Below are 26,872 nucleotides of genomic sequence, written 5' to 3'. Positions count from 1 at the left end.
ATCCACACCGTCTCCAGCAGGTGGCCCGGCGTCCGGTGGCGCCCGAGGAGGGTGTCGGCGTCTTCGGGCCGGTCGGGCCGGAACTCCCACCAGTCGTCGGCCCGCCACATCGGGCGGTCGCCGGCGACGAGGTCGGCGGCGGCGTCGAGCGCGATCGTCGCGGTATCGTCGCGGCCGTCCACCCGGTACAGCTCGGCGGCGACGTGCAGGCGGAGCATGATGCCGGCCAGGTCGGTGTATCCGGGTGGTACCGGGTAGGGCTCGGACGGCGCGGTACGCGCCTGCAGCCGCCTCGTGCCGTGGACCAGCAGGCGTCGGGCTGTCTCCTGCCACTCACGCGCCGTGCCTGCGTCGAGGTCGGGCAGTCCGGAGGCGCCGGCCAGGCCGAGGGCGGCGAACAGGTCGGTGAGCACGCTGACCGAGACCTCGCCGTGCTCTCCCACCCGCATCGGCTCGCCGCTCCGCGTGACCAGATGGGCGGTCACATCACCGGGCAGGACCGAGTGTCGGGCGACGAACTCGGCGGTGGAACAGGCGTACCCCGCCCACTCCTGCGGGTCCTGCCGGAGCAGGCCGGCGCGCGCGTCCGTCGCGATGCGGGCGCACAGCCAGGCCCAGCGGCCCTGCGACCACGTGTACTTGTCGGTCGTGAGCCGTCGCCCGGCGTTGTCGAACCCGGTGAGCACACCTCCGTACTTGTGGTCGACGCCGTGCTCCTGCCACCAGGGCAGGACGCGCCGCTCGAGCTCCTCGCCGACCCGCGTACGCGTGTCGGCGGTCACGCGGGCTCCACCTGGCGCCGGGAGTCGTCGGCCACCCGCTCGGGCTGGTCGTGCGACAGCGAGTCGACCAGCTCGTCGGACTCCGTCGAGTGCCACGGCCGGACCAGGCCGACGACGACGAAGACGACGATGGACGCCACGATGGGCGAGATGACCGAGATGGTCTGGGCGTTGGCCGTGCCGAGGCTCGCGATCTGGCCCGGGATGGCGTACTTGGTCACCGCGAACACGATGAGGCCCACCGTCCAGGACCACAGCGCGGCGCTCGGGCCGCAACGCTTGAACCACGGCAGCATGCCGAGCAGCATCGGGATCGCGACCGGACCGACGAGGGCACCGAACCAGGCGATGATCAGACCCAGGACGCCGCCGAAGGAGTCGGCCGTCAGGGCGATGACCATCGAGAGGCCGATGAAGAGGAACGTCGAGATCCGGCCGGCGAGGAGCTCGGTGGCCCCCACCAGATGACCTCGGCCGCGGCGCAGCGCCGGGATGATGTCGCGCACGACGACGGAGGAGATCGCGTTGGCGTCGGACGAGGTCATCGCCATGGTGTGGGAGAACATGCCGGCGAGGACGAGACCGACGAGCCCGGCCGGCAGCAGGGTGGTCGCGAGGAGCGCGTAGGACTGGTCCGGCTTGGCGAGGTTGGGCAGCAGGATCGGCGCGGCCCACATCGGGAAGAACAGCACCAGCGGCCAGACGAGGTAGAGCGCGCCCGACAGCAGGATGGACTTCCGGGCCTGGGAGCCGTTCGGTGAGGCGATGAACCGCTGCGCCAAGTTCCACGTGCCGCCGTTGTACGAGATGGTCGAGATGAGCGTGTACCCGAGGAAGAACACCAGCGTGTAGTCGCCGGCGAACGGCTGGGCGTGGCTCGGCGGCAGCTGGTCCCAGATGCCGAAGACGGTGCCGAGCTTGGCGGCCGTGAGCACGAACATCGCCAGGCCGGCCACCAGCTGGATGATGAACTGCCCGAAGTCGGTGAGGGCATCGGCCCAGAGTCCGCCGACGGTCGAGTACACGAGGGTGACGCCGCCGACGATGAGGATGCCGAGTGCGATGGGCACTCCCGCGAAGACCTGCAACAGGATGGCACTGGCCGCCCACTTGGCCGCGACGTCGAAGATCTTCAGACCGGCACCGGACCACGCCAGCACCTGCTCGGTGGGGACGTTGTAGCGGATGGTGAGGTACTCCAGCGGAGAAATGATGCCGAGCCGCTGCCGCAGTCGTGGCCACCGCGGGGCGAAGAGGACGGCCCCGACACCACACGCGATGGTGATGCCGACCGCCCACCACACGTAGAGCGCGAAACCGGTGGTGTAGGCGATGGCCGCGTACGCGACGAAGACCGCGGCGGAGTACCCGGACATGTGGTGCGAGATGCCGCTGAGCCACCACGGCATCTTGCCGCCGGCGGTGAAGAAGTCGGCGGCGTTCTTGACCCGTCGCTTCGCCCACCAGCCGATGCCGATCATGACGAGGAAGTAGAGGATGAGGACCAGCCAATCGAAGGCGTGCACAGGCGCTCCTTGGTTCGGGGTTCGGACCACCCTTTTGTGCAAACGCTTGCAAAGCAAGGGATCGGCTGTCGCGGTTGTTCGCTTTGACTTCGAGTGCTCGAAGTTCCTACGGTCGTTGACGTGAGCACCACGACCGCCCATCGCGCGTACACCATCAGGGAGGCGGCAGCGCTGACCGGCTTGCCGGCCAGCACCTTGCGCTACTACGAGTCCATCGGGGTGATCGCTCCGGTCAGCCGCGGCGCCAGCAGCGGGCACCGGGTCTACGACGACAACGACCTCGACCAGCTCACCTGGATCGCCTGTCTCGCTGCCACCGGCATGTCCGTGAGCGATATGCGCCGCTACGTCGCCAACGGGCGGACGGGACCGTCCGCCGCCCGAGACCAGATCGAGCTGCTGACCCAGCAACAGCGTCGCCTCGAGCGCGAGGCGGAGCAGGTGGCACTGCGTCGGCGCTATGTCGCCTTGAAGGTCGACTACTGGCACGCCGTCGAGGCTGGTGACCACGCCCGCGCCGACCTGCTCTCGGGAGAGGCCCACCGGCTGGCCGACGAGCTCAAACGCCATGGCTCGCACTGAACTCGCTGCCGCGTAGTTCTCCCACAGCAGCACCGACCACACACGACCGACCACGAAGGAACCATCACTCATGCGCGTCAACGCCTATGCCGCACCCGCCGCCGGTGAGCCCCTCGCCCGCGTCACCATCGACCGTCGCGAGGTAGGGCCGAACGACGTCCTCATCCAGATCGAGTACGCCGGCATCTGCCACTCCGACATCCACACCGTCAACGGCGACTGGGGCCCTCAGCCCTTCCCGGTCGTGCCCGGCCACGAGATCGTCGGCCTGGTCACCGACGTCGGTTCTGACGTGAACCGGCACCACGTCGGTGATCGTGTCGGTGTCGGCTGCATGGTCAACTCCTGCGGGGAGTGCGTGAACTGCAGGGCCGGCGACGAGCAGTACTGCGTGAAAGGCAACATCGGCACGTATGCCGCCACGGACGTGGACGGCACCACCACCCAGGGCGGGTACTCCACCCACGTCGTGGTCGACGCCGACTTCGTGCTCCGTATCCCGGAGGGCATCGACCCGGTGGCCGCCGCTCCCCTGCTCTGCGCCGGCATCACGACTTACGCCCCGCTCAGGCGCTGGAACGCCGGCCCGGGCCGACAGGTCGCGGTCGTCGGCCTCGGCGGTCTCGGTCACATGGCGGTCAAGATCGCCCACGCTCTGGGCGCCGAGGTGACCGTGCTCTCCCAGTCGCTGAAGAAGCAGGAGGACGGGCTTCGCCTCGGAGCCGACCACTACTACGCGACCGAGGACCCGGCGACATTCGAGCAGCTCGCCAGCCGGTTCGACCTCATCCTCAACACGGTGAGTGCCCGCATCGACCTCGACGCCTACCTCGGGCTACTCGGGGTCGACGGTACCCTCGTCAACGTCGGTGCCCCGCCGGAGCCGCTGAGCGTCAACGTCTTCTCGCTCATCGGCGGCCGTCGCTCGTTCGCCGGCTCGATGATCGGCGGCATCGCCCTGACCCAGGAGATGCTCGACTTCTGCGCCGAGCACGGCATTGCCGCCGACGTCGAGGTCATCGCCGCCGAGAAGGTCAACGAGGCCTACGAGCGCGTCCTCGCGTCCGACGTGCGCTACCGCTTCGTCATCGACACCGCCACCTTGACCTGAGGCCCGGTGCCAGGTCGGTGACGCCAGCGATGGTCGTCCTCGACCTGGCAGGCTGGGCGCCGTGCCCGCCTTCGAACCGTTCCGAGCGGTCCGGTATGCCGCGACCCACGACCTCGCGCGGCTCACCGCGCCGCCCTACGACGTGCTCTCCGACGCCGACGTGGACGAGCTGGCCGCGCGGGACCCGCACAACGTCGTCCGCGTCGACGTCCCGCGCGGCGGTGACGAGCGCTACAGCGAGGCGGCCGTCACCCTGAACGACTGGCTGGCCACCGGCGACCTCGTCACCGACGTCGAACCCACGTTCACCATCTACCGGCGCCGCTTCACCGACGCGACCGGCCAGGAGCGCGAGCTGAGCGGGGTCCTCGGCGCGCTCGAGGTGGTCGACGAGGGGTCGGGCGAGGTCCTCGCCCACGAGCGCACCACGCCCAAGGCGTCCACCGACCGCCTCGAGCTCATCCGCGCGACGCACAGCAACCTGTCCCCCGTCTGGTGCCTGTCCGCATACCCCGGCCTGTCCGCCCTCCTCGACGCCCCCGGCGAACCGGTCGGCACGGTCACCGTCGACGGCGTCGAGCACGTGGTCGAGCGGGTCTCCGATCCCGCGCGCATCAGCGAGATTCGCTCCGCCGTTGCCTCCACTCCTGCGCTCATCGCCGACGGGCACCACCGGTATGCGGTGTCGCGCCAGTACCGGGACGAGCGGCGAGCCGAGGGTGGCGACCCCGGCGCCGAGCTCACCCTGGCGTTCGTCGGCGAGCTCGTCGCGGACCAGCTGAGCGTCGAGGCGATCCACCGGCTCTACACCGGGATCGAGGCGGACGCCCTGGCCGACGCCCTGTCGGAACGCTTCGACATCGAACCCGCCGTCGGCGACCTGACGCCGGAGGTCCTGGGCCGCATGAACGACGACGCCCGCCTCGTCCTCGTCCGGCCCGGCGGGTGGGACTGGCTCGTCCCGAAACCGGGAGCGTTCGACGGGCTCCGCGCGCTGGACGGCCTCTGGCTCGAGGAGACCCTGGCCGACAGCACGGCCGAGGTCACCTACCAGCACGGCCTCGACCAGAGCGTGGCCGCGGTCCGAGGCGGAGAGGCCACCGCCGCCGTCCTCATCCGGCCGGTCTCGGTCGAGGAGATCCGGCGCACCGCGGAAGAGGGGTTGCTGATGCCGCCCAAGTCGACCTACTTCACCCCGAAGCTCCGTACCGGCCTCGTCATCCGCGACCTCGGCTCCGGCTAGGCCGAGGCGGTCCCGGCCAGCCACGCCTGGCCGCGACGGGCCGAGGCTCGCGACAGCCAGGCGTCCTCGATGACCTCGCGCAGCTCGGTGACCGACAGCCGGCGCAGCTCGGACGCCCGCACCAGCACCGACGGGTGCCCGTCGAAGTGGGGCGTCGTGAAGAACGGCAGGTCGGGGTCCTGGAGCAGCGCCGCCTTGTCCGCCTCGTCCGGCACCCAGATGACGATGACGTCGTCCAGCCGCTCACCGGTCTCGGCGTCGACGGCGTCGGGTCGTGGGTTGCGGAAGAACAGGAACGACTTACCACCCACCTGGTACGCGACCTTCCGGCCGTCCTCCCAGCAGGTCACGTGCGGCATCGCGGCCGCGATCTCGTGGACGTCCTGCTCCCGAGCCCGCCTCGACCGACTGGTCCTCGTGGTCACCGGCACTCCTTCCTTCGACGCAGCCCCGGATCTCATTCTGCGTATCAACGACCCCGTTCGACAGTCCTCACCCACGCCGGCCCGGGATCAGCCCAGGGACGCCCTCGACGAACGGACGGCCATGAACCGCGTAGCGCCCTCGATGGCCGTGCTCATCACAGCTCTGGCCGCGCTCGGTGCCTGCAGCACCGGCGCACCCGCGGCGCCCACCCCCGCCGCCACTCCCGCCGCCACGTCCGCAGTCACCTCCACGTCCGCAGTCACCTCCGCGACCTCAGCGACCTCGGCGGCGCCGCCGACCCCAGCGACGACCACGACCTCCGCCGGTGCCTACCGGGCGGCCGACGTCTGCACCTACCTCACCGGTCAGCTCCCGACCCTCAAGGCCATCGGCGCACCGGCCGGGGTACAGGCGAACCTCGCCGGCAACCTGTTCGGGTTCTTCCAGTCGCACGGCGTTCCCGCCGACGGCGCCCAGCTCGACGACGCGACCAAGGCCCAGTGTCCCGACGTGCGGTCTCAGATCCTCGTGCTCTCCGGTCTGACCAGCTTCACGCAGCTGTGACCGGCGGGCCGGACCGCAGCAGCCCAGACACCACGTCGATCGCGACGTCCGTCGCCTCGTCGGAGACGTCAAGGTGCCACACCAGCCGGACCGCACCGGGCCCCACGGCGTAGATCCGTACCCCCTGGTCCAGAGCAGCGGCCGCCAGAGCGGCACCCGTCCACCCGGCCCCGGACACGTCCATGACGAGGATGTTGGTCTCGACGAGGTCGGGGTCCAAGCACCCCGGCAACGCCTCCGCGAACGCCGCGGCCGCCCGGCTCGCCCGCGCGTGGTCGTCGGCGAGACGCTCTACGTGGTGCGCCAGCGCATACCGTCCGGCGGCCGCGAGGATCCCGACCTGCCGCATCCCGCCGCCGTAGCGCTTCCGCCAGATCCGCGCCTCGGCCATCGCCTCCGCGGACCCGACCAGCACCGAGCCCACCGGCGCACCGAGCCCCTTGCTGAGGCATACCGAGACCGTGTCGAACTCGCGCCCGTAGTCGGCCAGCGCGACCCCGGACGCCACGTGGGCGTTCCAGAGCCGGGCGCCGTCCAGGTGCATGTGGACCCCACGCTCCTGAGCTCCCTTGCGCAGCAACCGGATCTCGTCGATCGGCTGCACCGTGCCGCCGCCGAAGTTGTGGGTGTTCTCGACCACGACCAACGCAGTGTTGACCTGGTAGACCCCGGCGCCGGTGATCATCAACGCCAACGGGTCCCCCGCGGACAGCAGCCCGCGGGGGGCCACCCAGGTCCGTGAGGAGATCCCGGAGAACGCCGCCGCCGCACCCAGCTCGGCGCGTACGACGTGGGCCAGGGAGTCGCACACCATCTCCTGGCCCGGCGCCACGTGCAGCCTGAGGCCCAGCTGGTTGGCCATCGACCCGGACGGTGTGAACAGCCCCGCCTCGTGGCCGAGCCGGTCCGCGACCTCCGCCTCGAGCGCGTTGACCGAGGGGTCCTCGCCGAAGACGTCGTCGCCGACCTCGGCGGCGGCCATGGCCGCCCGCATACCGTCGGTCGGGCGGGTCAGGGTGTCCGACAGCAGGTCGGCCCGGAACGCGGCGCTCACTCCCCCAGCATCTCCGCGACGAGGAACGCCAGCTCGAGGCTCTGCTGGTGGTTCAGGCGCGGGTCGCACACCGACTCGTAGCGCTTCTCGAGGTCGGCGTCGAGGATCTTCTCCGACCCGCCGAGGCACTCGGTGACGTCGTTGCCGGTCAGCTCCACGTGGATGCCGCCGGGGACGGTGCCCAGGGCACGGTGGACCTCGAAGAAGCCGCGGACCTCGTCGACGACGTCGTCGAAGTTGCGGGTCTTGTAGCCGGTCGTCGACGAGAACGTGTTGCCGTGCATCGGGTCGCAGATCCAGGTGACCTGCGCGCCGGCCTCGGTGACCTGCTCGACGATCGACGGCAGCGCCGTGCGGATGGTCTGCGCGCCCATCCGGGTGATGAACGTGACGCGGCCCGGCACGCGGTCGGGGTCGATCTTGTCGAGCAGCTTGAGGAGCTGGTCGGGCTCGGCGTTGGCCGACACCTTGACGCCGATGGGGTTCTGGATGCGCGACACGAAGTCGATGTGGGCCCCGTCGAGGTCGCGGGTCCGTTCCCCCACCCACACGAAGTGCGCCGACGTGTCGTAGGCCAGACCGGTCCGCGAGTCGATCCGGGTCATCGGCCGCTCGTAGTCGAGGATCAGCGCCTCGTGCGCCGCGAAGAACTCGACCGTGCGCATCGCGTCGAAGTCGGCCCCACACGCAGCCATGAACTTCATCGCCATGTCGATGTCGTGGGCCAGCTTGTCGTACTTCTGGTTCGCGGCGTTGGCGACGAAGCCCTTGTTCCAGTCGTGCACGTGGCGCAGGTCGGCGAAGCCGCCCATGGTGAAGGCGCGGACGAGGTTCAGCGTCGCCGAGGATGCGTGGTAGGCCCGGACCAGCCGGTTCGGGTCGGGGGTGCGCGCCGACGCCTCGAAGGCGAAGTCGTTGACCATGTCGCCCCGGTATGCGGGCAGCTCGACCCCGTCGCGGGTCTCGGTGCCCGTACTGCGCGGCTTCGCGTACTGACCCCCCATCCGGCCGATCTTGACGACCGGGACCGAGGCGCCGTAGGTGAGCACCGCGGCCATCTGGAGGATCGTCTTGATCCGGTCGCGGATGTTGTCGGCGGTCGCCGCCACAAACGTCTCCGCGCAGTCACCGCCCTGGAGCACGAACGCCTCACCGCGCGCCGCCGAAGCCATTCGGTCGCGCAGCAGGTCGCACTCCCCAGCGAAGACCAACGGCGGGTACGCGGACAGCGTCTCGACCGCCGTACGCACCGCCGCAGCGTCCGGCCAGGACGGCTGCTGGCCCGCGACGAGGGAGGCCGCGGAGGCCTCCAGCTCGGCCTGGAGCAGCGCGCTGTCGTTCACGGTCACCCCCAGATTCTAAGAGCGCCGTCCAGCGGGTCTCCGACGCGGTCCGGATGACGGAGAGAAACGAGCGTGCGGTCCGCGTCACAGCCGCCGCATAGGGTGCGCAGCATGACGTTCTCGATCGTCGCCACGGACGGCACGGCTGCGGGGGTGGCCGTCGCGAGCAAGTTCCTCGCCGTCGGTTCCGTCGTCCCGGAGGCCCGGCTGGGGTCCGACGGCCAACGCTCGGTCGTGGTCGGCGCCGCCGCCACCCAGGCGACCGCGAAGTGGTCCTACAAGGTCGACGCGGTCCGCCTGCTTGGCGAGGGCCACGACGCCGCTTACGCCATCCAGCAGGTGACGGCCGCCGACCCGGAGCGCGAGCACCGCCAGCTCGGCGTGGTCGGCGTCGGCAGCCAGGCGACCTACACCGGGCACGACTGCCTGTCGTGGGCCGGCGGTCGCTCGGGCGCGGACGACAGCGGCCGGTATGCGATCCAGGGCAACATCCTCGTCGGCGAGCAGGTCGTCGCCGAGATGGAGCGGGCCTGGCTGGAGGGCGCCGGGACGCCGTTCGAGCACCGGCTCGTCGCCGCGTTGCTGGCCGGCGATGCGGCGGGCGGCGACGCCCGCGGCCGGCAGAGTGCGGCACTCGTCGTGGTGGCGGCCGGTGAGGGGTACGACGACAGCGGGGTGCGCGCCGACCTCCGCGTCGACGACCACCCGCAGGCTCCGCAGGAGCTGGCCCGGCTGCTGGACCTCAGCGACCTCTACTTCGGGACCGCCGAGGACGTGAAGCCCCTGACCGGTGAGCTCGGCGCGGAGGTCGCCGGACGGTTGGCCGAGCTGGGCTACAGCGGTCCGACGGCGGGGGCGCTGGAGCAGTGGGCCGGTGTGGAGAACTACGAGATGCGGCTCACCCCGGACGGGATCGACGCCAGGGTGCTGCGAGCGCTGCGCGAGGCAACGTCCCACTGACCGACTGACCGACTGACCGACTGACCGGCAGCGCCGCGGTCACGGGCCGTCGATCGGAGGGTTACTGCCCTGATGAGGGCCAAAACCCTCCGCTCCGAGCGGTCTCAGACCGGCAGGGTCCCTCTCATGATGCTGTCGCCGCTGTGCTGGGGCTTGTCGTCGAACTGCTCGTGCGACAGGTCGACGATCGTGTAGCCCTGCGAGATCGCGTCCGGCGGGACCGGGAACGTCGCCTGGTCGCTCGACAGGATCCCGAGCGACACCATCCGCTTGCCGTCCTGGTTGATGAGCCAGACCTCGACGTAGCCGGAACCCGGTGACATCGGCCGGGTGTCGACCTTCAGCTCCTGACCCTGGCCGCCCTGGCCACCGAGCAGCTGAGCGGTGCCCTCCTGCTGCTTCGAGGCGTCCAGCGTGGTGAGCGGCACGGAGGCGACCACCGGCGGGGTCGCGTCGGTCGGCGCCCAGACGGCCCGGCCGACGAGTACGCCGAGCAGTAGGCAGGCGGCCGCCGCGGCGACCAGCCACCAGGAGCGTCCGGACGGCCGCGAGGCCTTTGCCGCCCGACGAGCAGCGATCGACGGCACCGGTGTACCCGGCTCGCCGAGCTGGACCGGTTCGGCCGGCAGCACCGGCTCGCCGGAGTCGGCCCGCTGGGCCGGCTGGACCAGCTGCATCGGCTCGACCGCCGCGTCCCCCGTGGCCTCGGCCGCGATGCGCTCCCAGAGCTCCGGGCCGGGCTCGACCCGGTGGGCGCCACGCATACCGACCTCTTCGCGCAGCAGCCCCTGGACGTGGACCAGCTCGGCGAGCTCCTCGGAGCACACCGGACAGGAGTCGACGTGGGCGCGGTCGGCCGGGTCGACATCGGGGTCGCCCAGGGCGATCGCGGCCAGCACGTCGTCGCTCACGTGGGTCATCGGTCGCCTCCTTCCCAGCCGTCACGCAGATCCTGACGCAGCCGGAGCAGGCCGCGTCGCAGGTGGCTCTTGACCGTGCCGAGCGGCAGGTCGAGCTGTTTCGCGATGTCCTCCTGTGTTCGGTCCTCGACGTACGCCAGATGGAGAACCGTGCGACGAGGTTCGGAGAGCTGCTCGACCGCCTCGCGCAGCATGACCCGGTCGACGACGCGGTCGACCGTGTCGCGGCCCTCCACGTCGGACCCGGGAACCGTGTTGGCGGCGACCGCCTGAGAGACCCGGGTGGCCCGAGCGCGGCGCGCGTACTCGTCGGCCACCCGGTGCCGCGCGATCCCGATCAGCCACGCCGGGAGGGCCGACTCGGAGGGCCGAAGCGTGCCGCGGCTCTTCCACGCGGCGACGAACACCTGCTGCGTGACGTCCTCCGCGTCGGTGCGGCTACCGAGGGCGCGCGTCGCGATGCCGAGGATCAGCGGTCCCCAGAGCCGGTAGCACTCGGACAGGGCGTCGAGCGACCCCTCCGCCAAGGCCTCGGCCAGGGCGAGCGTGCTGCGCGACGACTCGGTGTCCGCCCGCTCGATCTCGGTCATTACGGTCACCCTAGGTCACCACCGGGTCGGCGATCACGACGAGATTGTCGGTGTACCCCGAACCGGGCACGTAGGCGCCGGTGCAGGTGACGAGGTGGAGGACACGAGGACCGCTGACGGCGAAGAGTCCGTCACCGTCGAGCCGGGTCTTGTCGACGCGGACCACTGTGGTGACCCGGTAGGCGCGTCGCTGGTCACCGGTCCAGACGTCCACCTCGTCACCGGCTTTCGCCTGGCTGAGGCGCACGAACGGGCCGACCCCGGTCTTGCTGTCAACGTGCGCCGCGATCACGGTGGCTCCGGCGGTGTCGTCCGGCGCGCTGCCGAACTTGTACCATCCGGCGACCGTCGGGCTGGCCGGTAACGCCATCTGGCCATCGGGCAGCACCCCTTGGGGCTCGACGGTCATGTCGATGCCGAGCCGTGCGACCGCGACCCGGGTCGGGGCCGAGGCGGCGTCCTGACCGCCGAGGGTCGCCGGCGCCGCCGTCAGCGATGGCAGGTCGGGGGTGGTCGAGGACCCCGTCGGTGCCGACGCGGACGGTGCGACGGCAGCCGGCCCGGTGGCCGGAGCCACGAGGCCCGCGACCACCGGGTCGTCCGTGGCGCCGCCGCGCGGCACCACGAGGTAGGCGGCGAGCGCGCCCCCGGCCAGGGTGGCCGCCACGACGGCGGTCACCCTGGCCCAGCGGGGGCGGCTCATGCGATGCCTCGGGACGGCTCAGCCGACCGAGGAACCCCGCGCGTTCCCGCGGCGGCGGGTCAGCACGAGCGCGAGCCCTCCGGCCACCACCCCGCCGAGCGCAACCAGCTCGATGGCCGCGATCGACGAAGTGCCGTCGGCCGCCTGGCCGCCGGTCCCCGCGTTGACCCCGCCTGGCGAGGAGTGCATGCCGGAGATGGTCTGGACCGCGACCTTGAGGTTGTTCTGGGAGGCGCTGCCCCACGCGTACACGATGGTGCTCGTCCCCTCCTTGAGCGTGACGTCGGCCGGGCCGATCACCACGGTGGTGCTCCCGGCGAGGACGACGTCGGCCGAGACGGTTCCGGCATTGGTCACCAGCGACTTCTCGTTCGGGTTGGTGAGGTTCGTGATGACCGCCGCGCCGCCGGCGCGGACGTCGACCGCAGGAGCGGCGGCATCGTGGCGGACGGTGAGCCGGGCCTTGCCGGCCGGGACGGCGGAGACGTCGTTGACGTACGGCGTCAGCTTCGGTGCACCACCGGCGTCGAGGTGGGCCACCACGGTGATGTTGGCGCCGGCCGGCACGTTGACCCCCTTGGCCTCGAGGACCGCCGCGGCGGCGCAGCCGCTGTTCGCCGCGGTGAGCTTGAGGTCGTAGCTGCCGGCGGGCAGGCTCTGCGGGTCGGTGAGGGTGCCCGGCTGGAAGTTGGTCAGCAGGGCCTTGCCGTTGGCACAGACGTCCACGGGGGTGTTGGGGACGGCGTGCAGGATCGAGACCATCGCGGTGCCGGCCGCGTGCGCCGACAGGGGCGTCGCGAGAGCGACGCCGACGGATGCCCCCGTGGCGATGGCCACGGTGGCGAGAGCACGAACGATGCGCATACAGACTCCTCGTGTGGATCGACCGGCGACGTGGCCCACTCCACGAACGGGGTATGCGGTTCCCCGGTGGCCGCTATGACCTCTCTTCCGCCGCCGACCGGCTCACGGATGCACCCAGGAGCAGCGGCGCTCAGTCTCGGTGCAGGCCCTTGGAGATCGCGTAGCGGACCAGCTCGACACGGTTGTGCATCTGGAGCTTGCCGAGGGTGTTCTGCACGTGGTTCTGGACGGTCCGGTGCGAGATGTAGAGCTGGGCAGCGATGTCCTTGTAGCTCATCCCGGTCGCGACGAGCTTGAGGACCTCGGTCTCGCGCTCGGTGAGCTGGGGCGCGGCCGAGGCGCCGGAGCCGGCGTTCTGCATCCGCCGGAACTCCCCCAGCACCAGCCCGGCGAGGCCCGGGGTGAACACCGCTCGCCCTCGCGCGGTCCGCCGGACCGCCTCGAGGAACTCCTCGCGCGCGGCGGACTTCACCAGGTAGCCGGAGGCGCCCGCCTTGACAGCGTCGAGGACGTCCTGGCGCTCGCCGCTGACCGAGAGGATGAGGATCTTGGTGGGCAGGTCCTCGGTGGCGAGCTGCTCGCACACCCCGACGCCGTGCACGCCCGGCAGGTTGAGGTCCAGGACGAGGACGTCGGGGCTGGTGGCCTTGACCCGGCGGATGGCCGAGAGCCCGTCGGCCGCCGTGCCGACGACCTGGAACCCTGCGTCGGCGAGGTCGCGGGCGACGGCGTCACGCCACATCGGGTGGTCGTCCGCGACGACAACGGTGATGGAGGCGTCGTCGATGGGCTCGTCCTCGGCGTCGAGGGACTCGACCTCCTCGATGCCGTCAGCGCCCGGCTGGTCAGGTGTCATCACGCGCCTCGCTTGGGAATCCACATCTCGACCGTGGTGCCCCCACCCGGTCCATAAAGGTAGCGGGCCGAGCCGCCGAGCTCCTCGAGCCGCCCGCGGATCGAGGCCGAGACCCCGAGGCGCCCGCGAGTGCCGGCTTCGGCGATCCGTTCCTCGGAGACGCCGACGCCGTTGTCGCGGACCGTGACGACGATGTCGTCGCCGGCGTCGTCGACGAGGACCCAGGCGTGCGCGTCGGGGCCGGCGTGCTTGCGGACGTTGTCGAGCGCGGCCTCGACCGCGGCGACCAGCTCGTTAGCGGGCCGGCGCGGCAGGTAGACGGGGTCGGCCGGCGCGACGAGGTCGGCCATCCCGGCGGAGGCCTGCCGCAGGTACTGGCTGAGGTCGACCGGACCCCCGATCGTCTTCTCCAGCTCGTCGATGGGCACGCCGCTGACCAGGGCGCGCAGCCGCTGCTCCTGCTCCCCCGCGATGGCGCCCAGCCGAGCCGCCTCGCCCCCGGCGTCCACCCCCCGCCGGTGGATGAAGGCGAGCGCCTGAAGCACGCCATCGTGGATGGTTCGCGCCAGCCGCTCGCGCTCGACGTCCTCCGCCTCCTGGGCGAGCGCGCGGCTCAGCTCGGCCTGCTCGGCCCGGGCGAGGTCGGCACAGTAGCCGACGGTGCCGCCGACGAGGACGACCAGGAGCCCGTTGCTGACCGCGACCACGTCGAGCGACCGGGTCGCGGCGACCATCGCCAGAGCGATCACCCCTCCCGCGGCCAGACCGCCGCGCCAGCCCTTGAGAATGCCGATCGACGCGACGGGTACCGCCTGCCACACCCCGGGCAGCGTCGTGGTCCCGCGGAAGGCGGCGTCCGGGGTGTCGACCCACCGCGTCGCGAGGACCGCAGCCACAGCCAGGCCGAGCTCGACGAGGTGCCACCAGAGCTCCCGGCGCTCCCAGACGACCTGGACGGCGGTCCACGCGGCGAGCACGCCGAGGATCGCGAACGCGGCCGCCGGCGCCTGCATCTCGTCCCGGCGGGTCCAGGCGCCCCAGACCGCATACAGGAGGGCGAGCGGACGCAGCACGCGGATGGCCCGCCAGAAGGCGGACACGACCAAGGAGTCGTCCTGCGCGCCGGAGGCGCCGGGCCCGCGGCTCGGCAGGGAGACCGACATGGTCAGCTGGCGGCCCGTTCGCCGGCTTCGCCGGGCGCGTGAAGGTCGTCGACGTCATCCTCGTCGTCGCCGATCGGCACGTCGTCGAGGGGGGACTCCCGCCGGCGCGCGACGCCCTCCGCCGCGTCGAGCGCGTCCTCGAGCTCCTTGGCGGCGCTGCCCGGACGGGCCGCCTCCTGCAGCTCGCGGGCGCGCACCTTGGCGGCGCGGACGATGCGGTCCTTCATCGACGTGGCGTACTCGTCGACGTACTCCTGACCGGACAGGAGCATCAGCTCGTACATGATCTCGTCGGTGATCGACCGGAGCACGAACCGGTCGTCCTCCATGCCCTCGTAGCGGGCGAAGCTCAGCGGGCGCCCGATCCGGATGCCGATGCGCATGATCCGCGGCAGCTTCTTGCCGGTGGGCTGGGCCTTGTCGGTGCCGATCATCGCGACCGGGACGACCGGGACGCCGGCCTCGAGGGCCATCCGGGCGACGCCGGTGCGGCCGCGGTAGAGCCGGCCGTCCGGCGACCGGGTGCCCTCGGGGTAGATGCCGAGCAGCTCGCCACGACGCAGGATCCGCAGACCGGAGTTGAGCGCGGCTTCGCCGGCCTTGCCTCCGGACCGGTCGACCGGTACCTGGCCCACGCCCTTGAAGAACGCCGCCGTCGCCTTGCCCTTGATGCCGCGACCCGTGAAGTAGTCGGACTTGGCGAGGAACGTCATCCGCCGCGGGACCATCAGCGGCAGGAAGATCGAGTCGGAGAACGAGAGGTGGTTGCTCGCGAAGATCGCGGCCCCCTCCTCGGGGATGTGTTCCTCGCCCTCCACCCAGGGGCGGAACAGCAGCTTCAGCAGTGGACCGAGGACGACGGTCTTGAGCACCCAGTAGAACACCGCGAGATCTCGCCCTCTCTGCTGGCCGCCGGACGTGAAAACCCTGTGATCTGCCGCACTTTACGGCACTATCAGCGAGCCGGGCTGTCGTGCGACGATTTGGCCGCCGACCGGCATACCTGCGAGGAGATCCCCGGCATGGCAGTTTCCGTTCTCCCCGGGGCCGAGCCCTACGCCCACGACGGCAACGACATCGGCGTGCTGCTCGTCCACGGCTACACGAGCACGCCGCAGAGTATGCGTGGCTGGGCCGAGCACCTGGCCGCCGCCGGCTTCACGGTGCGGCTCCCGCGCCTGCCGGGGCACGGCACCCGCTGGCAGGACATGAACACCACGCGGTGGCAGGACTGGTATGCCGAGGTCGACCGGGCGTTCGGCGAGCTGCGGTCGCGCTGTAGCCAGGTGTTCGTCGCGGGGATGTCGATGGGCGGGCTCCTGTCGACCAAGGTGGCCCTCGAGGAGGGCCCGCGGGTGGCCGGCCTCATCCTCGTCAACCCCATCTACCTGCACGACGACTGGAAGCTCGTGCTCCTGCCGACCCTGCAGCGCGTGCTCCCGTCGTTCCCGGGAATCGCCAACGACGTCAAAATGGTCGGCGGGGAGCCCGAGCTGGCCTACGACCGGAACCCGCTCAAGGCGATGCACTCCCAGACCCAGCTGTGGGCGGAGGTTCGCCGCGACCTCGGCGAGATCACCCAACCGGTGCTGCTGATGCACTCGCGGGTCGACCACGTGGTCCCCGTGGAGAGCTCGGCGCACTTCCTGGCGCACATCTCCAGCACCGACGTCACCGAGATCTGGCTGGAGAACTCGTACCACGTGGCAACGCTCGACAACGACGCCCCGCTGATCCACGATGAGTCGGTCCGGTTCATCGAGCGGGTGTCCGGGTCACTGCGCGCGGGCGAGGGGTGAGATTCTTCAGTCATGGCCGAGAAGGACGTCGACGAGCAGTTCGCCGCGATCATGGCGCACTGGGACGACGTCGCCCTGGGCGCGGACCCGTACGGCGACCCGCAGCCGGACCTCGCGCCCGACCCGACCGCTGAGCCCAGCGAGGGGAAGACGCCCAACGACGCCCCGATAGCGCGGGCGCCCGAGATCCGCCGGATCCGCGACGTGGCCGACCTGCCCGACCTGGACGACGTGCAGGCCGACGACCGCGTCGCGGATGACCCGGCCGACGACGTCGCGGACGTCGCGGACGTCGCGGACGTCGCGGACCTCGCGGACGTCGACGACGTCGTCGAGAGCTGGGACGTCGAGGCCGACGAACCGCACTACACGCCGCCGCCGCCCGCACCGCTGCCGCCGTCGGAGGACAAGCACTTCTGGCTGATGATCATCTCGCTCGTCGCCGGTCCGCTGCTGTTCCTCTACCTGCTGCTGTTCAACCGCGACGGCAACGGCTGGTGGATGGTGTTCGCCCTCCTCGTGTCGATCGCCGGGTTCGTGCTCCTGGTCCTGCGCCAGCCACTCGACCGCGACGACGACGACGACGGCATCCGCCTGTAGCCAACGGCCGTCCGGTCCCCCCGGTCCCGCCTGCCGGCCGGTCCCGCCAGGCGGCCGTCGCGCCACGCTCATCTGTGCCCTCTGCCGCCAACTTCTCCGCACGTGATGGAGCTGTCGGCGCCTGATTTCCGCAATGTCCGATGAGGACTCAGGACGAGCGGAGGTGTTGCCGAACAGGTGAGTCCTCGGATGACGACCTGCGATGCCACCGACCACGTGACGACCGCGACCCCGACAATCTGCATCTCGACGACGGTTCGTGGCGTTCGGGGCTAAGCGACCCCGACAACCCGCATCTCGACGACGTCCGGTGCGCTGCGGCTGGCCGGCCACGGCTCGACCGCAGTGACCATCCCCTGTGCGTGTGCCAGTCAGGGTTCGCACCCAGTCCGGGTCAGTCCGGGTCGGCCGCATGGGCCACCGTGGACGATCACCGACCTCAGCGGGTGCAGAAGCCCACACGATCGGCCCCACCTGGCAACGCCCCGTCCGCACCGCGCGGCCAACGTCTACACACGTGGCGGCGTGTTTGGCCCCGGACGTCCGACATGTCGGTGAACAGCTCAACAACGTGCTGAGCTACTGGCCGAGGCGGGCCAGGTCGGCCGCGCCGATGAGGCCGGCCTCGTTGCCCAGCTCGGCGGCCACGATCTTCGCCTCCGGGCGGTACCCGCGACCGGTCAGCTGACGTCGGAACATCTCGCGCGCCGGGTCCAGCAGCAACGGGCCCGCCGCACTGACGCCGCCGCCGATGACGAAGGTGCCCGGGTCGAAGGCCGCCGCCAGGTTGGCGATGCCCACCCCGAGCCACTCCCCGATCTCGGCGAGCAGCTCGATGGCCGTCGGGTCGCCGCTCTGCGCCGCCGCCGTGATGAGCGGCCCGGTCAGCTTCGACGGGTCACCGCCGACCCCGGAGAGCAGGTCCTCCGCCACCGGGGACCCCGCGGCGATGAGGGCGCGGGCCTCGCGGACGAGGGCGTTGCCGCTCGCATACTGCTCCCAACAGCCCTTGTTGCCGCACTCGCAGCGGAGCCCGTTCGGAACCACCTGCATGTGCCCGAACTCGCCAGCGATGCCGTAGCGGCCCCGCTGCACCTGTCCGTCGATGACGGTGCCGCCACCGATCCCGGTCCCGAGGTTGACGATCATCAGGTGTGTCTCGCCGCGTGCGGCCCCGAACTTCCACTCGGCCCAGGCGGCCGCGTTCGCGTCGTTGTCGACCGTGATCGGCACCTGGACACGCCGCGCCAGCGCCTCGCGCAGCGGCTCGTGACGCCACGACAGGTGCGGGGCGAACACCACGGTCGCCCGGTCGGCCGCCACGAAGCCGGCCGCGCCGATCCCCACCGCCACCACCTCACCCAGCCCGTCGCTGCGCACGGTCTCGACCAGCTCGTCGACGACCTCGACGATGGTGTTCTCCACCACCTCAGGCGACTTCGACCGGTCCGGCGTGTCCCGGCGAGACCGGGCCAGCACCGTCCCCGACGCGTCGACCGCCCCGCCCGCGACCTTGGTCCCGCCGATGTCGATCCCGATCGCCAGCTGCCCGCTCATCGCGCCTCCTCCGTCTCGACGTCGGACTCGTCGCCCTCGATCTGGATGTCCTCCACGTCCGGACGGGCCCGCCGCGGCGGCGCCGTACCGGTGTCGCGCCACCGGCTGGCCGCGACGTCGCGCAGCGTGTCGGTCATCGCGGCGGCGAGGTCGGCCAGCCGGTCGAGGGTCTCTGGACGGAGCGTGCGCACGACCCGCAGCAGCTGGCATACGGGACAGAGGTGGCAGACCTCGCCGTCCTGCGCCGTCGCGTGCCCCGCACCGGGCACATGACCGCAGGTCGGGCAGGGCTCGGCGACCGGCTCGGGGGCCGGCGCCTCCGCGCTCGCGTACGCGTGCCCGCTCGACTCCCCGGCTCCGGACGTCCCCGCCAGCAGCGCGTCCAGCAGCCGCGCCGTCTCCTCGGCCACCGAACCGACCGAACCGACCCGCGGCCGGTCGCGCTCGGGGCCCACCGTCTCGTCAACCATGCGCGGCCTCTCGCATCCCGTCGTCCGTTCCGTCGTTGCCCTGGGCGTCCACCGGGACCGGCCAGAGGTCGGGGTCCGGCTCGAACGTCACCCGCAGCGTCCCCTCCCGGACGCGGGCGCCGCGGACGACACACCGCTGAAGCGCGGCGGGCAGGCTGAGCACTCGGCGATGGTCCCCCACCGACACGAGCAGCTCGGCGTCGCGCCGCTTGAGGTCGACCTCGCGGGCGTTGACGAGCGGCAGCGGCAGGCTCAGCACGTAGCCGGAACCGGACCGGCGCACCCGCAGCCCGTCGTGGCGGACCGGCCCGAGAACGCCCAGCGGGTCGTTCCCGGTCGACACGTCGCCCTCGATGAGCCCCGCCAGCGCGTCCAGCGCGTCGGTGCCGATCGGCTCCCCCGCCAGGTAGGGCACTCGCGCGATCGGGAGCCCGGCGAACGACTCGGCCACCTCGACCAGGCCGGACCGCTGCGCCTCGTTCCACGAGCGCCGCCACGCGTCGCCACGGGCGGCCGCTGCCGGCATCACGCGGTTGACGACGACACCGTCGACGGCGAACCCGTAGAGCCCGAGCGAGGTCCAGGTCCGGCGCGCCTCCGCGATGACGACCCGCTCGGGCGTGAGCACCAGCCGGACCGACGCGTCGGGACCGGTCAGGAGGGCGTGGGCGTCACGCATCTGCCGGTACCAGCCGGACACCGTCGTCGCCACCTCCGGCGAGGGCAGCGGCATACCGGCCGCGGCGGCGGCGGCCGGCCGCAGTGTCCGCATCAGCCCGCGCTGCGCCGGGAGCAGCCGCTCCAGGTGCCAGGCGAGCGCCTCGGGCAGGGCGAGCAGCCGCAGCGTCTCCGCGGTCGGCGCGCAGTCGACGACGATCAGGTCCCACTCCCCGGAGTCGGCACGCGACCGCAGCTCGAGCAGGGCCGCGATCTCCTCGGCCCCCGGCAGCGAGGTCAGCTCCTCGGCGACCACCGGGTCGATGCGGACGGTGTCGAGGACCTCGAGGAGGTAGTCCTGCACCACCCGCCACTGCGCACCGAGACGGCCTTGGGCGCTCACCTGCAGCGCTGTCAGCCCCGGCTCGACCTCGACCCGTCCGGCGCCCCCGAGCGCGACACCGAGCGCGTCACCCAGCGAGTGCGCCGCGTCGGTCGACATGACCAGGGTCCGGGTCGGTGAACCGGCCGAGCGGGCCGCCCGGACCGCGCACGCCGCGGCGGTCGTGGTCTTGCCGACCCCTCCCTTGCCCGTGAAGAGGACGATCCGCACGGGCGTCAGCCCTCGACGCGCTTCTTCAGCTCCCGGAGCGCGGTGTCGACGATGACCTTCTCCGCCTTCCGCTTGAGCATGCCGAGCATGGGGATGGTCAGGTCGACCGCGAGCCGGTAGGTCACGTCGGTGCCGGCGCCGCGGGAGGCCAGCGTGTAGGACCCGTTCATCGCCTTGAGCACCGTCGCCTTGACCAGCCCCCAGGAGACGACGCCGGTCCCCTCCTCGTCGACGTCCCACTGGTAGTCGAGGACGTAGGTGTCCTTGATGACCCCCGCGTCGACGACGAACTCGACCCGGTCCGGCCAGCCGTCGCCCTCCTCGGAGAGCACCGTCGCGGACTTCACCTCGGTCGCCCACTTCGGGTAGTCACCGAAGTCCGCGATGACGTCGAGGACCGCGCCGGGGACGGCGTCGATGACGATGGAGCTCTCGGTGCGGTCGGGCATGGGCGGAAGGCTACAACCTGCCTCGGCCGGGTTCTGGGCTCTCTCGTATGCGTCGGAGCCGTGCCCGGTCTGACCGGGACCGGCACGTCGTCGCATACCCGCGGGTATCCTCCGAGACGTCCGTCCCACCCCCGCGTCATCACCTGGAGCCCGCCGTGTCACAGCACGTCCGCGACAAGGTTGTCGCCCCCGTCGTCGCTCCGACCACCGAGGGCAACCTCGCGCAGACCGTGGTGGTGAACGCCCGCGAGGTTCCCGACAAGGTCGTCTTCTCGACACGGTCCGGTGGCGGCTGGCAGGACGTCACCGCGACCCAGTTCGCCGACGACGTCAACCGGCTCGCGAAGGGCCTCATCGCGGCCGGGGTCGAGGTGGGTGACCGGGTCGGGCTGATGTCTCGGACCCGCTACGAGTGGACCATGACCGACTACGCGATCTGGACGGCCGGCGCGGTCACCGTGCCGATCTACGAGACGTCCTCACCCGACCAGGTGGCCTGGATCCTCGAGGACGCCGGAGCCGTGGCGGTCGTCGTCGAGACCGCGACCCACGCCGGGGCGGTGTCCGCGGCACGCGACCGGTTGGCCGCCCTGCGCGACGTCTGGCAGATCGAGTCCGGCGCCCTGGACGAGCTCAACCGTGCGGGTGCCGACGTCGGCGACGAGACCCTGGACGCGCGCCGGGCCAGCACCGACCGCACCTCGCTCGCGACGATCATCTACACCTCCGGCACGACCGGACGCCCGAAGGGCTGCGAGCTGACGCACGGCAACTTCAAGGACCTCGCGGAGAACACCTGCGAGTCGCTCGCCTCCGTCGTGCGGGGGGACGGCGCGTCGACGCTCCTGTTCCTGCCGCTGGCGCACGTGTTCGCCCGGTTCATCCAGGTCCTCTGCGTCGAGGCCACGGCGCGGATGGGCCACTCGAGCGACATCCGCACCCTGCTCGACGACTTCGCCTCGTTCCAGCCGACGTTCATCCTCGCCGTGCCCCGCGTCTTCGAGAAGATCTACAACTCCTCGGAGCAGAAGGCGGCTGGCGACGGCAAGGGACGCATCTTCGCCAGCGCGGCCGCCACGGCTACCGACTGGAGCGAGTCGCTCGACACCGGCGGCCCCGGCCTCGGGCTGAAGCTCAAGCATGCGGTCTTCGACCGGCTGGTCTACGGCAAGCTGCGCGCCGCCATGGGCGGTCGGATCCAGTACGCGGTGTCGGGCGGCGCGCCCCTCGGGACCCGGCTCGGCCACTTCTACCGGGGCATCGGCGTCATCGTCCTCGAGGGCTACGGCCTCACCGAGACCACGGCTCCCTCGACGGTCAACGTTCCGGAGAAGGTGAAGATCGGGACCGTAGGCACGCCGCTGCCCGGCGTCGGGATCCGGATCGCCGAGGACGGCGAGATCCTCATCCAGGGCGTCAACGTCTTCGCGCGGTACCGCAACAACGACGCCGCGTCTGCGGAGGCGCTGCAGGACGGTTGGTTCCACACCGGCGACATCGGCGAGCTCGACGACGACGGGTACCTCAAGATCACCGGTCGCAAGAAGGAGCTCCTTGTCACCGCCGGCGGCAAGAACGTCGCGCCCGCGGTGCTCGAGGACCGGCTCCGCGGTCACCCGCTGGTGTCGCAGTGCATCGTCGTCGGCGACCAGAAGCCGTTCATCGCGGCGCTGCTCACCATCGACGCCGAGATGCTCCCCGCCTGGGCCAAGAACAACGGCCTCCCGGCGCTCACCGTGGAGCAGGCGCGGACCAACGAGGCCGTCCTCGCCGAGCTGCAGAAGGCGGTCGACGACGCCAACACCGCCGTCAGCAAGGCCGAGTCGATCCGCAAGTTCGCGGTCCTCCCGAGCGACTTCACCGAGGAGAACGGCTACCTCACGCCGTCACTGAAGCTGAAGCGGAACGTCGTCATGAAGGACTTCCAGGACGACGTCGAGGCGCTCTACGCCCCGGCGGCGAGCCGCAGCTGAAGGCCTGCTCGAACGGTCAACGAGAGAGCCGCTTGAGGTAGGCCACCCAGTCGGCGACGAACGCCTCCTGCGTCGTGCCCAGCACGCTGCCGAACGCCGCCTGGGTCAGCTGGTCGACCGAGGTGGTGACGCCGGGCTCTCCCGCCTTCGGTCCGGCCACCGCCCGGTAGAAGGCGACCACCTTGTCCTGGCCGAACCGCTGCCGCATCCGCGACACCGCCAGCCACGCCGCGCTGTAGGAGGGCGCGATCTGGCCCTTGGTCGGGTCGAACGCCGCCTCGTCGGGCAGCTGGCTCGGCCCGTTGCCCGCGCGGACCTGGTCGAGGAGGTCGGCCGCGACCGACCGGGCAGGCAACCCGGTCGTCGCCAGGGCGACGTCGTCGGCGAACCCCTCCGACAGCCAGATCGGCACGCTGCGCGCCGTCGTGGCCCGAACCGTCACGTGGGTGAGCTCGTGGGTGACGACGACCTGGCGGCCGGTGGCGCTGAGTCCCTTGAACGCGTCGGGGTTGAGGTAGACCCGATCGCTCTGCGCCGGGGTGTCGCGCAGCAGCGGCCCGTCGGTGACGGCAGCGATCTGGTCGAAGCCCTCGCCGCGCCCCGGGCCGAGCTGGGCCTTGAGGGCGTCCAGCGAGCTCGGTGCGACGATCACCGCCGGCTGGGCCTCGCCCCAGACCGACGCGATCCGGTCGTGCGCCGCGTCACCCAGCGAGAGGTATGCGCGCAGCGTCGCCGCGGGCACGTCGCCGATGACGAGCGTGTCGGGTGAGCTGACCACGGCCAGGCCGGGCAGGTCGAACGGCTGTCGGTCGTTCTGGCCGTCGGCCACACCGGTGAACCGCCAGCCGTCCGCGGTCCGGGTGAGGACGTAGGAGACGGTGAAGTCACGCTGGCCCACGTCGTAGCCGGTGAACGCGTAGGTCTGGCGGATGCGCGCGACCCACGACTCGGGCTCGCCGGTGGCCGGCGCCCCGGGCGGCCGCTCGACGTCGACGTTGCGCTGGGCCAGCTTGCCGATCGGCAGCGCCGTCATCCGGTCGAACAGCGCCGCCTGGTCCGCCCCGAACCCGGCGCTCGGGTCAGTGACCGTCCCGAGCCACGACCCGCGGTTCTTGGCCCCGACGGCCGCTATCCGTTGGTTCACCAGGTCGGACGCGGCCTGCCGGGCCTCGACGGCAGGCTCGGTGGTGGCCAACGGCGAGGGCGTCGACCGGAAGGCGGCGGTCGGCTCACCGTTCCGGCCGTCCTCGGTCGTGGGGGTGCTGCCGACCACCGAACAGCCCGCCGTCAGCGCCAGCGCCAGCAGCGATGCCGTCGCGGCGAGCAGCCGACGGCGCGCCGCCGTCGAGGCGGTGGTCCGGGGTCCGGTCTGGACGGAGGCCGAGCCGCGTCGCATACTCCCTCGCCGTGCCCACCTCACCCACCAAGGGTAGGTGCCGTACCGGTCGGCGCGGACCGATCTCGCTGGACCGACGACTCAGCCAACGGCTCGGTGCTCGGCGGCCGTCTGCTGCGACCACGGCTCCCGTCGCGCCACGAGGGTGCCGGCCACGTCCGGCGACACCAGGCCGGCCGCGACGAACCGGTCGACGGCCCGCCGCTCGGCCATGTCGAGCGAAGGCTCGCCGTCGGTGAGCACGACCACCGGCAGGTGGCCGAGGGCGGTGACGACGCAGTCGTCGCACCGCAGTCCGCGCACCGGGCAGGTGTCGCAGTCCATGACCATGGGTTTCTCGACGCGCATGACGCCTCCTCACAACTGGCGTTGGGTGATGTCTCGGGTTGTCTCGTCCGGTCGACCTGATGGGAGAAACGCTAGGACCGACCACCGACAGCCCACCGACACCGGCGGGTACCCGGAGACCCTCCGCGCGCCTGCCCGGGGCTGTCGGAGCGCGCGGTTACCGTCGCCCGTGTGAGCGGCAGTGGCAGCGCCGGCGGTGCCGGCTCCGGAACCCGGGCGGTCCAGGGCACCCTGGACGACCTCGGCACGCCACTGCACGACGTGACGTTCGTCGTCGTCGACCTGGAGACCACCGGCGGCAGCGCGTCCGCGTCGTCGATCACCGAGGTCGGGGCCGTCAAGGTCCGCGGCGGCGAGGTGCTGGGCGAGTTCCAGACCCTGGTGCGTCCGGGCGAGTCGATCCCCGTGTTCATCCAGGTGCTCACCGGAATCACCGACGCGATGGTCGCGCAGGCGCCGCGGATAGAGTCGGTCCTGCCCGCGTTCCTCGAGTTCGCCCGCGACAGCGTGCTCGTCGCGCACAACGCCGGGTTCGACGTGTCGTTCCTCAAAGAGGCGGCGCGGTCCACCGGGCACCCGTGGCCGGGGTTCCGGGTGCTCGACACGGTCCACCTGGCCCGGCAGCTGGTCATGAAGGACGAGTCGCGCAACCACAAGCTCTCGTCGCTGGCCGTCGTCTTCGGGGCGACGACCACACCCGACCACCGCGCGCTCCACGACGCCCGCGCGACCGTCGACGTCCTGCACGGGCTGCTCGAACGGGTCGGCAACCTCGGCGTCCACACCCTCGAGGAGCTGTCGAGCTACACCTCGCGGGTCACTCCCGCGCAGCGCCGCAAGCGGTTCCTCGCCGAGCACCTGCCGCCGCTGCCGGGCGTCTACATCTTCAAGGACGAGCGCGGCCGGCCGCTCTACGTCGGCACGTCGCGCAACATCCGCGCCCGCGCCCGGTCCTACTTCACCGCCTCCGAGCAGCGGACCCGGATGGCCGAGATGGTCGGCCTCGCCACGAGCATCCAGCCCATCGTGTGCCAGACCACCTTGGAGGCGCAGGTCCGCGAGCTGCGCCTCATCGCCGCCCACAAGCCGCGCTACAACCGACGTTCGAGGAACCCCGAGCGGGTCATCTGGGTCAAGCTGACCGAGGAGCTGTACCCCCGGCTCTCGATCGTCCGCGAGGTCAAGCCCGACGGCGCCCGCTACCTCGGCCCGTTCCGGTCGAAGCGCTCCGCCGAGGCCGCCGTCGCCGCCGTCCACGAGGTGGTGCCGCTGCGGCAGTGCACGGGCAAGCTCTCGGCCCGTGGGAACCGCTCCGAGTGCGCGCTCGGCCAGATGGGCCGCTGCGGCGCTCCCTGTTCGGGACGACAGTCCGCCGAGGAGTACGCGGCAGTCGTCGGCGACGCGATCGGCCTGCTCACCGGCGACGCCCGCCCGGTCACGGACGCGCTGCTGGCGAGGATGGCGACCCTGTCGGAGCAGGAGCGGTTCGAGGACGCGGGCACGGTCCGGGACCGGCTCCTCCACCTCGTCCGCGCGGCCGCCCGGACGCAGCGCATCGCCCCCCTGGCGTCCAGCCCGCAGATCGTCGCGGCGCGGCGTTCGAGTGCCGGCGGGTGGGAGCTGGTCTGCGTCCGCTACGGCCGGCTGGCCGGTACCAGCGTGAGTCCCGCCGGTGCCGACCCCATGCTCTACGTCCGCAACCTCTCCGCGACCGCCGAGGTCGTGGAGGCGCCGATCCATCCGTCTCCCGCGGCGACACCCGAGGAGACCGAGATCATCCTGCGCTGGCTCGAGGCACCCGGCGTACGGATCGTCGAGATGGACGGCTCATGGTCCTGCCCGGTCGGCGGTGCCGGCGGCGTCCGGATGCTGCTCGACGACCGACGGCCGAGCGACGTCGCGCCGTTCGACCGCGACCTCCCCGTCGCGGGCTGACCGGCCGAGCCGCCTCGGTCCGGTGTGGGCGTGAGCGGCGGGATTCCGACCGTGCACGCCCACTTTCACGGGCGCCGGCTGCCGGTATGCGGGTGCAACCCCACTCGTGCCGGGCGCGCGGCGACGTCATGTCGCACGTCATGTCGCCCGCGAGGTCGTGACCACGACCACCTGCGCGACATGACCCGCGACATGACGCGCGACATGACCCGCGAGATGACCCGCGAGATGACCCGCGATGCTCGGCTCGAGGCGGCCACCCGCATACCTGTAGTTCAATCGTCCCGTGATCACCGCCATCGTCATGGTCAGCTGCGACGTCGACCGCATCCCGGAGGTGGGCCAGGGCATCGCCGAGCTCGACGGGGTGACGGAGGTCTACTCGGTC

Annotated in this window: 26 protein-coding genes and 1 pseudogene; 9 read left to right on the top strand and 18 right to left on the bottom strand. The window is 71.6% G+C overall.

The window, feature by feature from the left end; genetic code table 11:
• Positions 1–782, bottom strand: a pseudogene (locus tag VIG79_RS11640) (N-acylglucosamine 2-epimerase); the annotation flags it as partial.
• Entirely contained in the window at positions 779–2,308 is a 1,530-nt protein-coding gene (locus VIG79_RS11635; protein ID WP_331885741.1) for a sodium:solute symporter family protein, read from the bottom strand. The gene VIG79_RS11635 and the pseudogene VIG79_RS11640, both read right to left, overlap by 4 nt.
• 120 nt (positions 2,309–2,428) lie before the next feature.
• Here VIG79_RS11635 and VIG79_RS11630 point away from each other — a divergent pair, with 120 nt between their 5' ends.
• The 3 genes from VIG79_RS11630 (at position 2,429) to VIG79_RS11620 (ending at position 5,244) form a co-directional block, all read left to right on the top strand.
• A complete protein-coding gene (locus VIG79_RS11630) occupies positions 2,429–2,890 on the top strand; it encodes a MerR family transcriptional regulator (protein WP_331885740.1) in 462 nt (153 codons plus the stop codon).
• A gap of 70 nt (positions 2,891–2,960) precedes the next feature.
• Positions 2,961–4,001, top strand: coding sequence for an NAD(P)-dependent alcohol dehydrogenase (locus VIG79_RS11625; protein WP_331885739.1), 1,041 nt, complete (start codon positions 2,961–2,963; stop codon positions 3,999–4,001).
• Positions 4,002–4,062: 61 nt separating this feature from the next.
• Positions 4,063–5,244 carry a DUF1015 domain-containing protein gene (locus VIG79_RS11620; RefSeq protein WP_331885738.1) on the top strand — a complete coding sequence of 394 codons (1,182 nt, stop codon included), beginning with the start codon at positions 4,063–4,065 and terminating at the stop codon, positions 5,242–5,244.
• On the opposite strand, the gene VIG79_RS11615 is transcribed toward VIG79_RS11620, so the two are convergent.
• Positions 5,241–5,669 carry a hypothetical protein gene (locus VIG79_RS11615; protein WP_331885737.1) on the bottom strand — a complete coding sequence of 143 codons (429 nt, stop codon included), beginning with the start codon at positions 5,667–5,669 and terminating at the stop codon, positions 5,241–5,243. The genes VIG79_RS11620 and VIG79_RS11615 overlap by 4 nt on opposite strands.
• Before the next feature lie 121 nt (positions 5,670–5,790).
• Here VIG79_RS11615 and VIG79_RS11610 point away from each other — a divergent pair, with 121 nt between their 5' ends.
• Complete coding sequence (locus VIG79_RS11610) at positions 5,791–6,234, top strand: hypothetical protein (protein WP_331885735.1); 444 nt, start codon at positions 5,791–5,793, stop codon at positions 6,232–6,234.
• Here the strand turns inward: VIG79_RS11610 and VIG79_RS11605 are convergent.
• Together VIG79_RS11605 and VIG79_RS11600 are read right to left on the bottom strand one after the other, a co-directional pair.
• Complete coding sequence (locus VIG79_RS11605) at positions 6,221–7,288, bottom strand: threonine aldolase family protein (protein WP_331885733.1); 1,068 nt, start codon at positions 7,286–7,288, stop codon at positions 6,221–6,223. The genes VIG79_RS11610 and VIG79_RS11605 overlap by 14 nt on opposite strands.
• Entirely contained in the window at positions 7,285–8,637 is a 1,353-nt protein-coding gene (locus VIG79_RS11600) for a class II 3-deoxy-7-phosphoheptulonate synthase (RefSeq protein WP_331885731.1), read from the bottom strand. The genes VIG79_RS11605 and VIG79_RS11600 overlap by 4 nt, the downstream gene beginning before the upstream one ends.
• 105 nt (positions 8,638–8,742) lie before the next feature.
• Between VIG79_RS11600 and VIG79_RS11595 the strand changes: the two genes are divergently transcribed.
• The gene (locus tag VIG79_RS11595; protein ID WP_331885729.1) at positions 8,743–9,591 is read left to right on the top strand and encodes a DUF1028 domain-containing protein; all 849 of its coding nucleotides are present in this window, start codon (positions 8,743–8,745) and stop codon (positions 9,589–9,591) included.
• 104 nt (positions 9,592–9,695) lie between these two features.
• On the opposite strand, the gene VIG79_RS11590 is transcribed toward VIG79_RS11595, so the two are convergent.
• The 7 genes from VIG79_RS11590 to VIG79_RS11560 form a co-directional block, all read right to left on the bottom strand.
• Complete coding sequence (locus VIG79_RS11590) at positions 9,696–10,511, bottom strand: anti-sigma factor domain-containing protein (protein WP_331885727.1); 816 nt, start codon at positions 10,509–10,511, stop codon at positions 9,696–9,698.
• Positions 10,508–11,101 (bottom strand): sigma-70 family RNA polymerase sigma factor, encoded by a 594-nt coding sequence (locus VIG79_RS11585; RefSeq protein WP_331885725.1) that lies wholly within the window; start codon positions 11,099–11,101, stop codon positions 10,508–10,510. The genes VIG79_RS11590 and VIG79_RS11585 overlap by 4 nt, the downstream gene beginning before the upstream one ends.
• A gap of 10 nt (positions 11,102–11,111) precedes the next feature.
• Positions 11,112–11,804: a class F sortase gene (locus VIG79_RS11580; RefSeq protein WP_331885723.1), complete on the bottom strand. Its 693-nt coding sequence runs from the start codon at positions 11,802–11,804 to the stop codon at positions 11,112–11,114.
• Between the two features lie 18 nt (positions 11,805–11,822).
• On the bottom strand, positions 11,823–12,668 hold the full coding sequence (locus tag VIG79_RS11575; protein ID WP_331885721.1) for a DUF4397 domain-containing protein: 846 nt from the start codon (positions 12,666–12,668) through the stop codon (positions 11,823–11,825).
• Positions 12,669–12,798: 130 nt separating this feature from the next.
• A complete protein-coding gene (locus VIG79_RS11570; protein ID WP_414672621.1) occupies positions 12,799–13,527 on the bottom strand; it encodes a response regulator in 729 nt (242 codons plus the stop codon).
• The gene (macS, locus tag VIG79_RS11565) at positions 13,524–14,687 is read right to left on the bottom strand and encodes a MacS family sensor histidine kinase (RefSeq protein ID WP_331885719.1); all 1,164 of its coding nucleotides are present in this window, start codon (positions 14,685–14,687) and stop codon (positions 13,524–13,526) included. The genes VIG79_RS11570 and macS overlap by 4 nt, the downstream gene beginning before the upstream one ends.
• Before the next feature lie 2 nt (positions 14,688–14,689).
• Positions 14,690–15,571, bottom strand: coding sequence for a lysophospholipid acyltransferase family protein (locus VIG79_RS11560; RefSeq protein WP_331885717.1), 882 nt, complete (start codon positions 15,569–15,571; stop codon positions 14,690–14,692).
• Positions 15,572–15,709: 138 nt separating this feature from the next.
• On the opposite strand from VIG79_RS11560, the gene VIG79_RS11555 reads away from it, so the two are divergent.
• Positions 15,710–16,486, top strand: coding sequence for an alpha/beta hydrolase (locus VIG79_RS11555; protein WP_331885715.1), 777 nt, complete (start codon positions 15,710–15,712; stop codon positions 16,484–16,486).
• Between the two features lie 12 nt (positions 16,487–16,498).
• Positions 16,499–17,086 carry a hypothetical protein gene (locus tag VIG79_RS11550; RefSeq protein ID WP_331885713.1) on the top strand — a complete coding sequence of 196 codons (588 nt, stop codon included), beginning with the start codon at positions 16,499–16,501 and terminating at the stop codon, positions 17,084–17,086.
• A gap of 579 nt (positions 17,087–17,665) precedes the next feature.
• On the opposite strand, the gene VIG79_RS11545 is transcribed toward VIG79_RS11550, so the two are convergent.
• The 4 genes from VIG79_RS11545 to VIG79_RS11530 are packed head-to-tail and all read right to left on the bottom strand — an operon-like array spanning position 17,666 to position 20,832.
• On the bottom strand, positions 17,666–18,643 hold the full coding sequence (locus tag VIG79_RS11545; RefSeq protein WP_331885711.1) for an ROK family glucokinase: 978 nt from the start codon (positions 18,641–18,643) through the stop codon (positions 17,666–17,668).
• A complete protein-coding gene (locus VIG79_RS11540) occupies positions 18,640–19,113 on the bottom strand; it encodes a hypothetical protein (RefSeq protein ID WP_331885709.1) in 474 nt (157 codons plus the stop codon). Before VIG79_RS11540 ends, VIG79_RS11545 begins: the two co-directional genes overlap by 4 nt.
• On the bottom strand, positions 19,106–20,383 hold the full coding sequence (locus VIG79_RS11535) for an ArsA family ATPase (RefSeq protein ID WP_331885707.1): 1,278 nt from the start codon (positions 20,381–20,383) through the stop codon (positions 19,106–19,108). The genes VIG79_RS11540 and VIG79_RS11535 overlap by 8 nt, the downstream gene beginning before the upstream one ends.
• A gap of 5 nt (positions 20,384–20,388) precedes the next feature.
• Entirely contained in the window at positions 20,389–20,832 is a 444-nt protein-coding gene (locus VIG79_RS11530) for an SRPBCC family protein (protein WP_331885705.1), read from the bottom strand.
• 155 nt (positions 20,833–20,987) lie between these two features.
• Here VIG79_RS11530 and VIG79_RS11525 point away from each other — a divergent pair, with 155 nt between their 5' ends.
• A complete protein-coding gene (locus VIG79_RS11525) occupies positions 20,988–22,805 on the top strand; it encodes an AMP-dependent synthetase/ligase (RefSeq protein ID WP_331885703.1) in 1,818 nt (605 codons plus the stop codon).
• A 16-nt stretch (positions 22,806–22,821) separates the two neighbouring features.
• On the opposite strand, the gene VIG79_RS11520 is transcribed toward VIG79_RS11525, so the two are convergent.
• Both VIG79_RS11520 and VIG79_RS11515 read right to left on the bottom strand, forming a co-directional pair.
• On the bottom strand, positions 22,822–24,225 hold the full coding sequence (locus tag VIG79_RS11520) for a hypothetical protein (protein ID WP_331885701.1): 1,404 nt from the start codon (positions 24,223–24,225) through the stop codon (positions 22,822–22,824).
• A 57-nt stretch (positions 24,226–24,282) separates the two neighbouring features.
• A complete protein-coding gene (locus VIG79_RS11515; RefSeq protein ID WP_331885699.1) occupies positions 24,283–24,549 on the bottom strand; it encodes a hypothetical protein in 267 nt (88 codons plus the stop codon).
• Between the two features lie 171 nt (positions 24,550–24,720).
• Here VIG79_RS11515 and VIG79_RS11510 point away from each other — a divergent pair, with 171 nt between their 5' ends.
• Entirely contained in the window at positions 24,721–26,484 is a 1,764-nt protein-coding gene (locus VIG79_RS11510; RefSeq protein WP_331885697.1) for a DEDD exonuclease domain-containing protein, read from the top strand.
• Positions 26,485–26,872 lie beyond the last annotated feature (388 nt).

The sequence above is a fragment of the Lapillicoccus sp. genome (assembly GCF_036559105.1).
Classification (GTDB): Bacteria; Actinomycetota; Actinomycetes; order Actinomycetales; family Dermatophilaceae; genus Lapillicoccus.
This window is presented reverse-complemented; position numbering and strand designations above follow the sequence as displayed.